At 65.7% G+C, this 13,162-nt stretch carries 9 protein-coding genes; 2 read left to right on the forward strand and 7 right to left on the reverse strand.

The genetic code is table 11. The annotated features are described in order from the left end of the window. Positions 1 to 2: 2 nt before the first annotated feature. From BLT98_RS17435 to BLT98_RS17465, 7 genes are all read right to left on the reverse strand, one after another. The gene (locus BLT98_RS17435) at positions 3 to 2,441 is read right to left on the reverse strand and encodes a heavy metal translocating P-type ATPase (protein ID WP_092609786.1); all 2,439 of its coding nucleotides are present in this window, start codon (positions 2,439 to 2,441) and stop codon (positions 3 to 5) included. Between the two features lie 22 nt (positions 2,442 to 2,463). Next, positions 2,464 to 3,234 carry a sulfite exporter TauE/SafE family protein gene (locus tag BLT98_RS17440; protein ID WP_092609789.1) on the reverse strand — a complete coding sequence of 257 codons (771 nt, stop codon included), beginning with the start codon at positions 3,232 to 3,234 and terminating at the stop codon, positions 2,464 to 2,466. A gap of 9 nt (positions 3,235 to 3,243) precedes the next feature. Next, a complete protein-coding gene (hemN, locus tag BLT98_RS17445; protein ID WP_070257883.1) occupies positions 3,244 to 4,692 on the reverse strand; it encodes an oxygen-independent coproporphyrinogen III oxidase in 1,449 nt (482 codons plus the stop codon). A gap of 24 nt (positions 4,693 to 4,716) precedes the next feature. After that, positions 4,717 to 6,384, reverse strand: a complete 1,668-nt coding sequence (locus tag BLT98_RS17450; protein WP_092609792.1) for a methyl-accepting chemotaxis protein — start codon at positions 6,382 to 6,384, stop codon at positions 4,717 to 4,719. A 195-nt stretch (positions 6,385 to 6,579) separates the two neighbouring features. Beyond that, on the reverse strand, positions 6,580 to 8,640 hold the full coding sequence (locus BLT98_RS17455) for an EAL domain-containing protein (protein ID WP_244517524.1): 2,061 nt from the start codon (positions 8,638 to 8,640) through the stop codon (positions 6,580 to 6,582). A gap of 93 nt (positions 8,641 to 8,733) precedes the next feature. Next, positions 8,734 to 9,165: an inner membrane protein YiaA gene (gene yiaA, locus BLT98_RS17460; RefSeq protein WP_034782737.1), complete on the reverse strand. Its 432-nt coding sequence runs from the start codon at positions 9,163 to 9,165 to the stop codon at positions 8,734 to 8,736. Between the two features lie 85 nt (positions 9,166 to 9,250). Continuing rightward, positions 9,251 to 10,198 carry a DUF808 domain-containing protein gene (locus tag BLT98_RS17465; RefSeq protein WP_034752497.1) on the reverse strand — a complete coding sequence of 316 codons (948 nt, stop codon included), beginning with the start codon at positions 10,196 to 10,198 and terminating at the stop codon, positions 9,251 to 9,253. A 181-nt stretch (positions 10,199 to 10,379) separates the two neighbouring features. On the opposite strand from BLT98_RS17465, the gene BLT98_RS17470 reads away from it, so the two are divergent. Both BLT98_RS17470 and BLT98_RS17475 read left to right on the forward strand, forming a co-directional pair. After that, a complete protein-coding gene (locus BLT98_RS17470; protein WP_070257886.1) occupies positions 10,380 to 11,021 on the forward strand; it encodes a LysE family transporter in 642 nt (213 codons plus the stop codon). A gap of 111 nt (positions 11,022 to 11,132) precedes the next feature. After that, positions 11,133 to 12,875 carry a DUF6600 domain-containing protein gene (locus BLT98_RS17475; protein ID WP_092609794.1) on the forward strand — a complete coding sequence of 581 codons (1,743 nt, stop codon included), beginning with the start codon at positions 11,133 to 11,135 and terminating at the stop codon, positions 12,873 to 12,875. Positions 12,876 to 13,162 lie beyond the last annotated feature (287 nt).

Raw genomic sequence — 13,162 nt, forward strand, 5'->3', positions numbered from 1 at the left:
GTTCAGGCTTTCCGCAGGCGCAGGGCGTTGGCGATGACGACGGCCGAGCTGGCAGCCATGCCGACGCCGGATAGCCAGGGGTTCAGGAAACCCAGCGCGGCGGCCGGGATGGCTGTCAGATTGTACAGGGTAGCCCAGCCCAGGTTTTCGCGGATGATGCGCATGCTGCGCGCGGCCGTTTTCGCCGTGTCGAGCACGGACACCAACTGGCTCGACAGCAGCACGGTATCCGCATGCGCCTGCGCCAGAGCGGCGCCGGAACCCATGGCGAAGGACACGTCGGCACCGCTCAGCACGGCGGCGTCGTTGATGCCGTCGCCCACCATCGCCACCACGGCGCCCGTCGCCTGCAACTGCTGCACGAAATCAAGCTTTTCATCGGGCAGGCATTCGCCGCACGCCGTGTTGATGCCCAGTTCTGTCGCCACGCTTTGCGTCAGCGCTTCCTGGTCGCCACTGAGCAGCACGACCTGCTTGCCGCGCCGCTGGAAATACGCGACCACGTCGCGCGCCTCGGGGCGCAACGCGTCGCTGAGTAGAAAGCGCGTCAGCCAGCGCCCCTGCGTGCCCAGGTACAGCGGCGTCATGCCCTGCATGCCGACGGCCGTGTCGCCCAGCGGCGGCCCGGCGAGGGCGGCGACAAAGGCCGCATTGCCCAGGCGGTAGCGCACGCCATTGATCACGCCTTCGAGTCCCTGGCCCTGCACTTCCTGCAGGTGCTCTACATGTGCGCGCGGCTGCTGTATTGGCAACCCGTCTGCCGCCGCCAGGATGGCCTGCGCCAGCGGATGGGCGCTGCCCGCTTCCAGCGCGGCGGCCACCTGCAGGCAAGTGTCTTCGCTCATGCTGCCGAGTCCCTCGATTTGCCGCAGCACGGGCCGGCCCAGGGTCAAGGTTCCCGTCTTGTCGAAGACGATGTGGGTGGCGCGGTGCAGGGTTTCCAGCACATGCGGCTGGACGATCAGCACGCCGCGTCGCAGCAGGCTGTCGGTGGCCGCCGCCAGCGCCGTCGGCGTGGCGAGAGACAGCGCGCAGGGGCACGAGACGACCAGCACGGCGATGGCCACGGGCCACGCCTGCGACGGGTCGTGCCAGCTCCAGAAGGCGAACACGGCGACGGCAAACAGCAGCAAGCCCAGCACGAACCAGGCGGCGACCTTGTCGGCCCACTGCGCGATCTGCGGCTTGCCGCTGCCGGCCCGCTCGATCAGTTTCAACAGGTCGGACAGGGTGCTTTCGCGCGCCGGTTTCAGCACGCGCAAGATGAGCGCCGCGCTGGCGTTGATCGCCCCGCCCGGCACCCGCTCGCCGGTCTTCCTGCGCTGCGCCGCACTCTCGCCCGTCAGCAGGGATAAATCGAGCGCGCTCGTGCCTTCGACGATGATGCTGTCGGCGGCAATCGCCTCGCCCGGTTTTACCAGGATGACGTCACCGATGGCCAGGCTGCCGGCCGGCACCAGCGTGGTGGCGCGGTTGTCCGGGAAGCCCGCCATCAGCGACGCGGAGGCGGGCAAGGCGTGCTGCAGGCGCTCGAGGGCCGAGGCGGCCTTGCGGCGCGCCTGCAGCTCGAAATAGCGGCTGCACAGCAAGAGGAAGATGAACATCGTGGCCGAGTCGTAATACACCTCGCCGCGGCCCGTAAAGGTCGCCACCACGCTGCCGAAGAAGGCCGCCAGGATGCCCAGCGCCACGGGCACGTCCATGCCCAGGGTGCGCGCGCGCAGGCTGGCCCAGGCGCCCTGGAAAAACGGCATGGCCGAATAGCAGATGGCCGGCAGGGTCAGGAGCAGGCTGGCCCAGCGCATCAGGCTGGCCATATTGTCGTCCAGCGTGCCATCCTCGGCCAGATAGGCGGGCGCCACGTACATCATCACCTGCATCATCGACAGGCCGGCGACGAACAGCTGGCGGCCCAGGGTCTTGCTGGCTTTTTGCAGGCGTTCGCCATGGCGCACGGCGTCGTACGGATAGGCCGTATAGCCGACTTGGCGCACGGCTTGCAGGATGTCGCCCGGCTCGCATTCGGCGCGGCTCCAGCGCACGTACAGGCGCTCCGTGGCGACGTTCAGGCTGGCTGCCTGCACGCCGGGCAGGCGCGTCAGCTGGCGCTCGATCAGCCAGACGCAGGCGGCGCAACGGATGCCTTCGACGGACAGCGTCGCTTCGCAGCTGCTGGCATCGCGCGCGAATTGCGCATCGTCATTGCTGTACAGGCGCAACTCGGGCGGCATCAGGGTGGCATCAAACGCGTTGACGGCGTATTCATCGCGGTCGCGGTAGTACGCGCTCTGGCCGATGTCGACGATGGTTTGCGCCACCGCTTCGCAGCCGGGGCAGCACATGGCGCGCGGCACGGCGTCGATGGTGACGTTCCAGCTGGAACCGCTCGGGACGGGCAAGCCGCAATGGAAGCAGGCGGAGGGTTGTAAAACAGCATTCATAGGTTTGGTTTCATGCGTCTGTTCATGGATGACCCGTGACGCACAGGGCGTCGAGCCAGCCCAGCGACACGCCATTCGCGGCGCGCAGCAGGCCCAGCAAGCCAAAGCCCAGCACCAGCAAGCCGCTGGCGATGCGTACGGGACGGCGCTGCATCTGCGTGCGCAAGCGCGTGCCCAGCAAGCCCATGCCCAGCAGGGTGGGCAGGGTGCCCAGGCCGAAGGCGGCCATGGCGGCCGCGCCGTTCAGGGCAGAACCTTGCATCATGGCCGTCAGCAGTGCGCTGTAGACCATGCCGCACGGCACCCAGCCCCACAGGCCGCCCACGGCCAGCGCCTTGAACGGCGTATCCATCGGCATCAGCGGTTTCAGCAGCGGGCGCACGCGGCGCCAGACGATATTGCCGGCCGCTTCCAGGTGGGCCAGGCCGCGCCAGGCATCCATCAGGTACAGGCCCAAAGCCACCAGCATCAGGTTGGCCAGCCAGTAGCCGGCCACCTGCAATGATGCCAGGTGCAGCATGCCGGCGCCCGCCAGGCTGCCGGCCATGGCGCCGGCCAGCATGTAGCTGCCGATGCGCCCGCCGTTGTACGCCAGCACGCGCAGCACGTTCGCTTGCACGCTGGTCTGCAATGCGGGGCGCGCCACGGCGATGGAAATGACGGGGCGCACGGGCGCCGCCGGTGCGCCCCCGCCCAGCGACAAGGCGCCGACGATGCCGCCGCACATGCCGATGCAGTGCACGCTGCCGGCCAGGCCGACCAGGAACATGGGCACGAGGCTGAGGGCATTCATCGCGTTGCGCTACACCGTTTTCGAGTAGCGCAGCGGCTGCACGGCGTCGGGCGCCGTGTTGGCGCGCGCCAGGGTCAGGTAGCGGTCGAAGACCATGCAGATATTGCGGATCAGCAAGCGCCCTTTCGGCGTCACCGTCAGCCAGTCTTCCTCGATGACGAGCAAGCCGTCGCGCGCCAGTTCGCGCAGCTTGTCCAGTTCGGCGGCGAAATAGCTGCGGAATTTGACGGGGTGCGCTTGCTCGATGCTGGCGATCGACAATTCGAAATTGCACATCAGCATCTGGATGATGATACGGCGCAACAAATCGTCCGTATCGAGCTTGATGCCGCGCGCGATCGGCAGCACGCCTTCGTCGAGCTTTTCATAGTACGCGTCGAGCGTCTTTTCATTCTGGCTGTAGACGGCGCCGACGGAACTGATGGCCGACACGCCGCAGGCGATCAGGTCCGCTTCCGCGCGCGTGGAATAGCCCTGGAAGTTGCGGTGCAAACGGCCCTGGCGCTGCGCCACGGCCAGATCGTCCGTCGGCTTGGCGAAATGGTCCATGCCGATGTAGACATAGCCGGCGGCCGTCAGGCGCGCGATGCACAGGCCCAGCATGGCCAGCTTGGTGGCGCTGTCGGGCATGTCGGCGTCGAGGATGCGGCGCTGCGGCTTGAACAGGTGCGGCATGTGCGCGTAGTGGTACAGGGCGATGCGGTCGGGGCTGGCGGAAATGACCTTGCGCAAGGTTTCCGTCATGGTGTCCAGGCTTTGCTTGGGCAAGCCGTAGATCAGGTCGATGCTGATCGAGCGGAAACCGGCATCGCGCGCCGCCTGCATGATGGCCACCGTCTCCGCTTCCGGCTGGATGCGGTTGACGGCCTTTTGCACGTCGGCGTCGAAATCCTGCACGCCCAGGCTGATGCGGTTGAAACCTTGCGCGCGCAGGGAAAACACGCGCTCGCGCGACACGGTGCGCGGATCGATCTCGATCGAATATTCGCCGTCTTCATCGGACGCGAACTCGAAATGCTGGCGCAAATGGGCCATCAGTTCGTCCATCTGCTTTTCGCTCAGGTAAGTGGGTGTGCCGCCGCCGAAATGCAGCTGCTCGATCTGGTTCATGCCGGCAAACAGCTTGCCCTGCATGGCGATTTCCTGTTTCAGATAGCTGAGGTAGGTGGCGGCCTTGCTGCGGTCTTTCGTGATGATCTTGTTGCAGGCGCAGTAGTAGCACAGGGTGTCGCAGAACGGCACATGCACGTACAGCGACAGCGGACGGCGGCCGCCGCGCATGCGCAAGGCGGCCAGCGCTTCGAGGAAGTTGCCGTAGCCAAATTCCGCATTGAAACGGTCGGCGGTCGGATAGGACGTGTAGCGCGGGCCGGACTGGCTCATCTTGCCGATGATGACCGGGTCGAATTCGACGACGGCGTCCAGGTCGGCGGAAGCACTGCTGAGTAGTGTAGGCATGGTGTGTATGAAGTCTTGAAAGGTTTAGGCGGCCAGGCGTTTCATGGCGGGTTTGCCGGCGTTCGCGGCGCCCGCAGCACCCGATTTGCCGCCAGGCATGGCGACGCGGCGCGGTGGCGGCATCTTGCCGAAATTGAACAGGCTCACGGCTTGCGACAGGCTGGCTGCTTCTTCCGCCAGGCGCGTGGCGGCCGCGGCGGCTTCTTCCACCAGGGCCGCGTTCTGCTGCGTCACCTGGTCCATGTGGGCGATGGCCTGGTTGACCTGGTCGACGCCGATGCTCTGTTCGCGCGAAGCGATGGAAATTTCCTGCATGATGGCCGTCACCTGCTTGACGGAGCTGACCACCTGTTCCATGGTGGCGCCGGCGCGGTTCACCTGCAGCATGCCGGCGCCCACCTTGCCGACGGAAATTTCAATGAGTTGCTTGATATCCTTGGCTGCCACGGACGAGCGCTGCGCCAGGTTGCGCACTTCGCCCGCCACGACGGCGAAGCCCCTGCCCTGCTCGCCGGCGCGCGCCGCTTCCACGGCCGCGTTCAAGGCCAGGATGTTGGTCTGGAAGGCGATGCCTTCGATCAGGCCGATGATGTCGACGATCTTCTTCGACGAGGTGTTGATCTCGTCCATGGTGGTGATCACTTCGGAAACGATCTCGCCGCCCTGCACGGCCACTTTTGAGGCGGCCACGGCCAGTTCATTCGCCTGCACCGAGTTGTCCGCATTCTGTTTCACGGTCGACGAGAATTCCTCGATGCTCGAGGCCGTCTCTTCCAGGCTGGCGGCCTGCGATTCCGTGCGGCCCGAGAGGTCCATATTGCCGACGGCGATTTGCTTGGTGGCCACGGCCATGGTTTCCACGTTGATGCGCACGTCGCGGATGGTGGCGATCAGGTTGCTGTTCATCTGTTGCAGCGCGCGCAGCAGTTGCCCCACTTCATCCGTGCTTTCCGTTTCAAAACTGCCGGACAGGTCGCCGGCGGCAATGGCCCGCGCGCCGTTCAGGGCCTTGCCCAGCGGCTTGAGCACGGACATGCGCAAGGTGTACCAGAGGAAGACGTTGATCAGGAAGCCGAACAGGGTGGCGCCGAAGATGGCGTAATTGGTGATCTGGCCGCCGCTGGCGAACAGGCTGATGACGCACACCAGCAGCTGCAGGCAGTTGACGATGGAGGTGGCGGCCCAGATGCGCAGGTTGAGCGACATGTGCGTCAGGTTGTGCAGCAGGTGCGCCAGGCCCGGGCGCACGATCTGTCCGTTCTTGATGACGATGTTGCCGCCTTCCTTGTTGCGGATGGCCGCATAGGCTTCTTCGGCCGCCTTGACCTGGTCCTTGTCCGCTTTCACGCGCACGGACATGTAGCCGATGGTCTTGCCCGCTTCGCGGATGGGCGTGACGTTGGCGCGCACCCAGTAAAAGTCGCCGTTCTTGCAGCGGTTCTTGACCAGGCCCGTCCACGGCGTGCCAGCCTGGATCGAGGCCCACAGGTCGGCAAACGCTTCGGCCGGCATGTCCGGGTGGCGCACGATGTTCTGGGGCGAACCGAGCAGCTCTGCCTCGCTGAAGCCGCTGACCTGGCTGAAGTAGGGGTTCACATACACGATATTGCCGTTCATATCCGTTTTCGACACGATGGCCTGATCGTCCAGGACGAGGACTTCACGGTTAGTCACTGGCAAATTTTGTCGCATGGTCGCGGCTTCCTGATCAGTTAAATAGGCAATTGGTGAGTAAGACTTGCACGATTGCAAGAATGGAGATCAGTGTAAGGAGTCGCCTGCGCAAATTTATTGATGTAGATCAAAATCCTCAAGATTGGTCGTGCTTGCACGCATTTAGCGATAGCAATGCGGCATTGTTTTAAAGGCACTGGTTGTCGGCAGCGGCTAATCGATACCCGCCGTCAGGGGGCGCAGGCTGCCCACGGCGTAGCCTTGCGCGTAGTCGATGCCCAGTTCGCGGATGACGGCCAGGGTGGCGTCGTCTTCCACGTATTCGGCCACCGTTTTCAAGCCCATCACGTGGCCCACCTCATTGATGGCCTTGACCATGGCGCGGTTGATGGCATTGGTGGCGATGTCGCGCACGAAGACGCCGTCGATCTTCAAATAGTCGACGGGCAGGGCCTTCAGGTAGCCGAACGAGGAAAAGCCGCTGCCGAAGTCGTCAAGCGAAAAGCGGCAGCCCAGGGCCTTGAGCTGGCGCATGAACACCTGCGCCTTGGGCAGGTTGGCGATGACGGCCGTTTCCGTGATTTCAAAGCAGATTTGCTCGGGGGCAATCGCGAATTCTACGAACTGCTCGGTGATGTAGTCGTGCAAGCCGGCATCGGCCAGCGACATGCCCGACAGGTTGACGGAATACAGGGCCGGTGCGCGGCGCCGGCTTTCCGCCAGCGCGGCCAAAGGCGGCAGGCTGTCGCGCACGCTCTGGATATGGTGGCAGACGGCACGGATGACCCAGCGGTCGATGGACAGCATCATGTCGTAGCGTTCGGCGGCCGGAATGAAGGCGCCCGGCAAGATCAGGTCGCCCTGGCTGTTGTGGATGCGGATCAGCACTTCGTCGTGGTATTCCGGGCTGTCGTGCAGGTGCACGATGGGCATGGCGTACAGGCGGAAATAATCGTGCGCGAACGCTTCGTTCAGGCGCGAGATCCACAGCATTTCGCCATGCCGCTGCGCCAGCATGACGTCCGACTCCTGGTAGACATGGATGCGGTTGCGGCCCTGCTCCTTGGCCAGGTAGCAGGCCTGGTCGGCGGCGCTCAGCAGCTCGCTCATGGACTTGCTGTCCTCGTTGATTTCCACGATGCCGATGCTCACGCCCAGCTCGAAGCTGCGGTTATCCCAGGCGAAACGGAAATCGCGGATGGATTGGCGCAGCTGTTCGCCGATCTGGCGCGCATGCTCGAGCGGACAGTGCGGCAGCAGCACGCCCAGTTCATCGCCGCCGAGGCGCGCCAGGATGTCGCTGTCGCGCATGCGCGCCTGCAGCATCTTGGCCAGCAGCTGCAGCAGCACGTCGCCGGCGCCATGGCCGCTGGTGTCGTTGATGACCTTGAACTGATCCAGGTCCAGGTACAGCAGCGCATGCATGTGGCCATCCTGCTTGGCCGTGTGCAGGGCGCCGGCCACCAGGTGTTCGAATTCGCGCCGGTTGATCAGCCCCGTCAGGGCGTCGTGCGTGGCTTGCCACGACAGTTGCTGACTCAGCTTGCGCTCGTGGCTGACGTCGCGGAAGACGACGACGGCGCCGAGGATATCGCCGTCGCGCGACCAGATGGGCGCGGCCGATTCTTCGATGGCGATGCGCCGCCCTTCGCGCGTGATCAGTTGCGAGCGGGGGGAAATGCCGATGGCCTGGCGCTGTTGCAGGCAGCGCATGGCCACGTGCTCGCGTGCTTCGCCCGTGCGTTCATCGGCCAGCGGCATGGTCTGGCCGATGTCCCGGCCCTGCGCCAGCTCGTTGCTCCAGCCCGTCAATTGCTCGGCCACCCGGTTCAGGTAGCGCGTCTTGCCGTGCGGATCGGTGGTGATGACGCCATCGCCGATGGAACTGAGCGTCACTTCGGCCAGTTCCTTGCGCTCGGCGATCATGAGCTCGCGCGCCATGTGTTCGGTGATATCCCAGATGATGCCCAGGGTGCGTTCGGGCTGCCCGCCGGCATCCATGAAGATGTGCGCCTTGGCCGCCAGCCAGTGTTCGCTGCCGTCGGGCCAGACGACGCGGTATTGCAGGGCGTAGCCGCCGCGCCGGCGCACGCCGTCCTGCAGCACTTTGATCACCTTGTCGCGGTCGCCAGTGTGCACGCAGTCGAGAAAGCTGCGAAATGGCTGCGTCAGCGCGCGCTCTTCCAGGCCCAGCAAGGTGGCGCCCTTGGCCGACCAGCTGACCGTGCCGTCGATGACCTGGCCATCGACGATGCGCGAATCCCAGATCGCCATGTGCGCCGCCTCTAGTGCCATCTGTAAACGTTTCTGCTGGTCGCCCATCATCCTCTCCCGACATGGATACAGGAATAGACGCGCTGCCGCTATTTAAGTTCCCGGTGCCTCGGCGGGCGAGGCGGCCGAGGCACGCGCCACGTCGCGCACATTCTTTTGCACCGCGACGGCGGCAAACAGGCTGAGCAGGAATGCCATGGCATAGAAACCCTTCTCGCTGTTCTGCAGGGTGGCGTTCCACAAGCCGACCGTGAGCAGCAGCAAGGCCAGCAGCACGGAAATCCAGCACAGGCCGAAATAGATGCCCGTCACGGCGATGCCTTCGGCGCGGTCGCGCACGGATTTTTGCAGCGAGATGGCGGCGAACAGGCCATACATGAGGATGGTGAAGTAATAGCCCTTTTCGTTGAGCGCCATGCTGGCGTTCCACAGGCCGGACAGGTAGGTGATGGCGCCGATCAGCAATGCCGCCCAGGAGGCGCCGATAAAGGCGCTGCTGGGACGTTGGATGGGGGAAGTCTGCATAGGGTCTCCATGGGCAGGCAAGCGCCGCCGGCATGGCCGGGGCGGCAGGCACGGATGCGCCTGCCGTCCCATCAGACCAGAAAGTTTATTTGCTTGGCTTGACCATGCGCAATAAAGCCGACACGGCCGTAACGCCGGCCAGCACCAGGCCACCGGCGATGAGGCCGGCCACCGCGTTGATCAGGCTGGGCGTGACGGCGGCCAGCACGGGACCGATGCCGGCCACGCCGCCGACGGCTGCTTCCGCATGGTGCAGCATGCCGCTGGCCCACGGCCAGCCGTGCGTCAGGATGCCGCCGCCGACCATGAACATGGCCAGGGTGCCCACGACGGAGAGAAATTTCATCAGTTTCGGCGCCGCCGACACGAGCATGCGGCCAAAGCCGCGCACGCCGTCCATCAGCGCGCCCGCGCCCTTGCGCGCCGCCAGGTAAAAGCCCGCGTCATCGAGCTTGACGATGCCCGCCACCAGGCCGTACACACCCACTGTCATGATGAGGGCGATGCCGACGACGACGGCCACCTGCTCGGCGAAGGTGGCCGCGGCCACCGTGCCCAGGGCGATGACGATGATTTCCGCCGACAAAATGAAATCGGTGCGGATGGCGCCCTTGATCTTGTCCTTTTCCAGCGCGACGAGGTCGACCTGCGGGTCGCGCAGCGCCTGCGCCAGCTCGGCCTTGTGGCTGTCGTCCGGGTGCAGATACTTGTGCGCGATCTTTTCGAAGCCTTCGAAGCACAGGTAGGCGCCGCCCACCATCAGCAGCGGCGTGATGGCCCACGGCGCAAACGCGCTGATGGCCAGCGCGGCGGGCACGAGGATGGCCTTGTTCTTCAGCGAGCCGACGGCGACGGCCCACACGACGGGCAGTTCGCGCTCGGCGCGCACGCCGGCCACCTGCTGCGCGTTCAGGGCCAGGTCGTCACCGAGCACGCCGGCCGTCTTCTTGGCGGCCACCTTGGTCATCAGGGAAACGTCGTCGAGGATGCTGGCGATGTCGTCGAGCAGGGCCAGCAGGCTGGAGCCGGCCATCTCAGCGCGCTCCCACGGTGGTGGCAGGGCATGGCGGAGCGAGGAAAGTGTTGTTTTTCATGATGTTATTCTTGGTTGTACGGCAAGGAGGTGTGTGAGTGCGATCTTACCTCAGGGCGGGCCGGCAAGGCCGCACTGAGCGGGTTAAAATTGTTCATCGTCACCATTTTTTGGAAACCGCATGCATTTCGCCACCTGGATCACCTTTGTCATCGCCGCCTCCATCATCGCCGTCTCGCCCGGCTCGGGCGCCGTGCTGTCGATGTCGCACGGCCTGTCGTACGGGGTGAAAAAGGCCAGCGCCACCATTCTCGGCCTGCAGCTGGGGCTGCTGGTGGTGCTGGGCATCGCCGGCGCCGGCGTCGGTTCCTTGCTGCTGGCCTCCGAAGTGGCCTTCAATATCGTCAAGACGGTGGGCGCCTTGTACCTGATCTACCTGGGTCTGTCGCAGTGGCGCGCCAAGGTGGCGGTGACGGGCGACCTGCATGCCGACGCCGTGGTGCCCTCCATGGGCCGGCGCGTGCTGACGGGTTTTTTGACCAATGTGACGAATCCGAAAGGCATCATTTTCATGGTGGCGGTATTGCCGCAATTCATCAGCCCTGCTGCGCCCCTGCTGCCGCAACTGCTGATCCTGGCCGTCACCATGTGCACGATTGATCAGGTCGTCATGCACAGCTACGCCTTCCTGGCTTCGTCGATGCAACGCTTTTTCCGCGACGCGCGCGCCGTAAAAAAGCAGAACCGCTTCTTTGGCGGCTTGCTGATGGCTGTCGGCACGGCATTGTTCTTCGTCAAGCGCGGTGGCCAGGCGGCATCCTGAGCCAGATCAAGTTGCAAACATTTGTAAGCCCGCTTGCGATGCCCGCCCGATAGGACTGTAATCGGGGTGTTGTCTACCTTTCATCTCTGTCCGTCCTGCCTGGAGCGCGCCATGCGTCCGATCCTGTCTTCCCCCTTCTTGAACACCGTGTGCGCCGTGCTGCTGTCGTCGGCGTGCTCCCTGGCCTTGGCGCAGGACCCGCCCGCCCGCGTGGGGCGCATTTCCACCGTCGAAGGGCAGGTGCTGGTGCGCGCCGGCGATGGCGAGGCGCAAAACGCCCTGCTGAACTGGCCCGTCACCACGGATAACTGTTTGACCACCCAGCGCGGCGCGCTGGCGGAGTTGCGCGTGGGCGCGGCCGCCGTGCGCCTCGATGGCGATTCCGAGCTGGAAGTGAGCGAGCTCGATGACGACAGTTTCAAATTGCATCTCAGCTATGGCACGGTCAGCGTGCGCGTGCGCAATCCCGACGCGCTGCGCGGCTTCGAGCTGACCACCGGCCAGGCCCGCGTGATCCTGACCCAGCCCGGCTGGGTGCGCATCGAGGCGGGGCGCCAGCCCGGCACCAGCGTCGTCAGCGTGCTCGACGGGGCGGCCGACGTGGATGGGGCGACGGGCAGCGTGACCTTGCGCGCCGGCAAGCGCGCCGAGCTGACGGACGAGGAATTGCGCACGGGCGCCTTGCAGAGGATCGCCTTCGACAACTGGCCCGAAGCCTTGCCCGCCGCCGCGCCGGCCTTGCGCTATGTCACGGACGATACCACCGGCTATGAAGAGCTGGACCGCTACGGCGCCTGGCAGGACGACGCGGAATACGGCCCCTTGTGGCTGCCGAGCACGGTGCCGGCCGGCTGGGCGCCGTACAGCGACGGGCGCTGGACGTGGATCGCGCCGTGGGGCTGGACCTGGGTGGACAATGCGCCGTGGGGCTATGCGCCCTCGCACTACGGCCGCTGGGTGCTGCTGGGCCACCGCTGGGGCTGGGCACCGGGGCGCGAGCGCGGCCGCGTGCCCTGGGCGCCGGCCCTGGTGGGCTGGGTCGGCGGCAGGCCTGATCGCGGTTCGCAGCATGGCCAGCGCCCTGGCGTCGGCTGGTTTCCCCTGTCGCCGCATGAGCGCTACGTGCCCGGCTACCGCGCCAGCGCCGAGTATGAACGCCGCATCAACCGCGTCGCCGAAGGGCGCCGCCCTGTGGCGGGCGAACGCGAACGCCGTGCAGGCATGACGATGCTGCCGGGCGAGCGTTTTGGCGGCGCGCGCACGGTCGACGTGCCGCGCCGTAACCGCACCACCATGCCGCCGCCCGTCATGCAAAGCTTGCCGTTGGGCACGGCGCCTGCGCCGGCGGGCAACTGGCAGCGTCCTTCCGATGCGCCGCGCGGCGACAGGGAGTTCCGGCGCGACTGGGGCAACCGCCCTGGCCGCTTGCAGACGGACGATGGCCAGACGCATATGGCGCCCCGTCCCATGCAGCCGAACCGCCCGCCCGTGCCGGCACAGCCGCAACAGCCGCCGGTGCCGCCCCAGCCCGTGATGCCGGCGATGCCGGCCCTGCCACCCGTGCAAGACCCGGTGGCGCACCCCGGCTGGCGTGGCGAGCAGCGGCCCCGTGCCGAGCGGCCACTGCCGCGCCCCGTCATGGAACGCCAATTTGATGCGCCGCGCCCGGACCGCGCGGAACGTGGCCCCCGCCGCGAAGTGCTGCAAACGGCGCCGCCGCCAGCCATGCCTGCGCCTGCCGCGCGTGCGCCACAGGAGGCGCGCAGTGCCGAGCGCCCGATGCCGCCGCGTGAGCGCAACCATGAGCGCGGCGGTCCCGGCCGCAATGGCCGGATGCAGGAAGTGGAGCGCTGACGGCCGTGCCGTCTGTCGCGCCGTATCGACGTTCAAGCCGCAAAATGCGCAGTTCGTCACATACCGGAGGTAAAGCCGCCGTGGTTTGTCTACAGTACGACCACTGCTTATCCTCCAAGTGACAGCACCGATTTTCCGGCTATTTTGTCCAAACGAAATAGTTTTTCGCCAGCTTACCCAGCTGGCTTTTTTTTTGCCGTGCCGTGTGTGTCATCGCAACGGGCGCAGCCGCCCTCAAAGTTGGCTACAATACGTTTTTATGCAGCCGCCGCGCGCTATGCGCTGCG

The sequence above is a fragment of the Janthinobacterium sp. YR213 genome, assembly GCF_900099875.1.
In the GTDB taxonomy this organism is placed as follows: Bacteria; Pseudomonadota; Gammaproteobacteria; order Burkholderiales; family Burkholderiaceae_D; genus Janthinobacterium; species Janthinobacterium lividum.

Coding starts and splice junctions, on each gene's coding strand:
- hemN (WP_070257883.1), bottom strand. CDS start 4,692: ATGCCTACACTACTCAGCAGTGCTTCCGCCGACCTGGACGCCGTCGTC.
- BLT98_RS17465 (WP_034752497.1), bottom strand. CDS start 10,198: ATGGCCGGCTCCAGCCTGCTGGCCCTGCTCGACGACATCGCCAGCATC.
- yiaA (WP_034782737.1), bottom strand. CDS start 9,165: ATGCAGACTTCCCCCATCCAACGTCCCAGCAGCGCCTTTATCGGCGCC.
- BLT98_RS17435 (WP_092609786.1), bottom strand. CDS start 2,441: ATGAATGCTGTTTTACAACCCTCCGCCTGCTTCCATTGCGGCTTGCCC.
- BLT98_RS17470 (WP_070257886.1), top strand. CDS start 10,380: ATGCATTTCGCCACCTGGATCACCTTTGTCATCGCCGCCTCCATCATC.
- BLT98_RS17440 (WP_092609789.1), bottom strand. CDS start 3,234: ATGAATGCCCTCAGCCTCGTGCCCATGTTCCTGGTCGGCCTGGCCGGC.
- BLT98_RS17455 (WP_244517524.1), bottom strand. CDS start 8,640: ATGGCGATCTGGGATTCGCGCATCGTCGATGGCCAGGTCATCGACGGC.
- BLT98_RS17475 (WP_092609794.1), top strand. CDS start 11,133: ATGCGTCCGATCCTGTCTTCCCCCTTCTTGAACACCGTGTGCGCCGTG.
- BLT98_RS17450 (WP_092609792.1), bottom strand. CDS start 6,384: ATGCGACAAAATTTGCCAGTGACTAACCGTGAAGTCCTCGTCCTGGAC.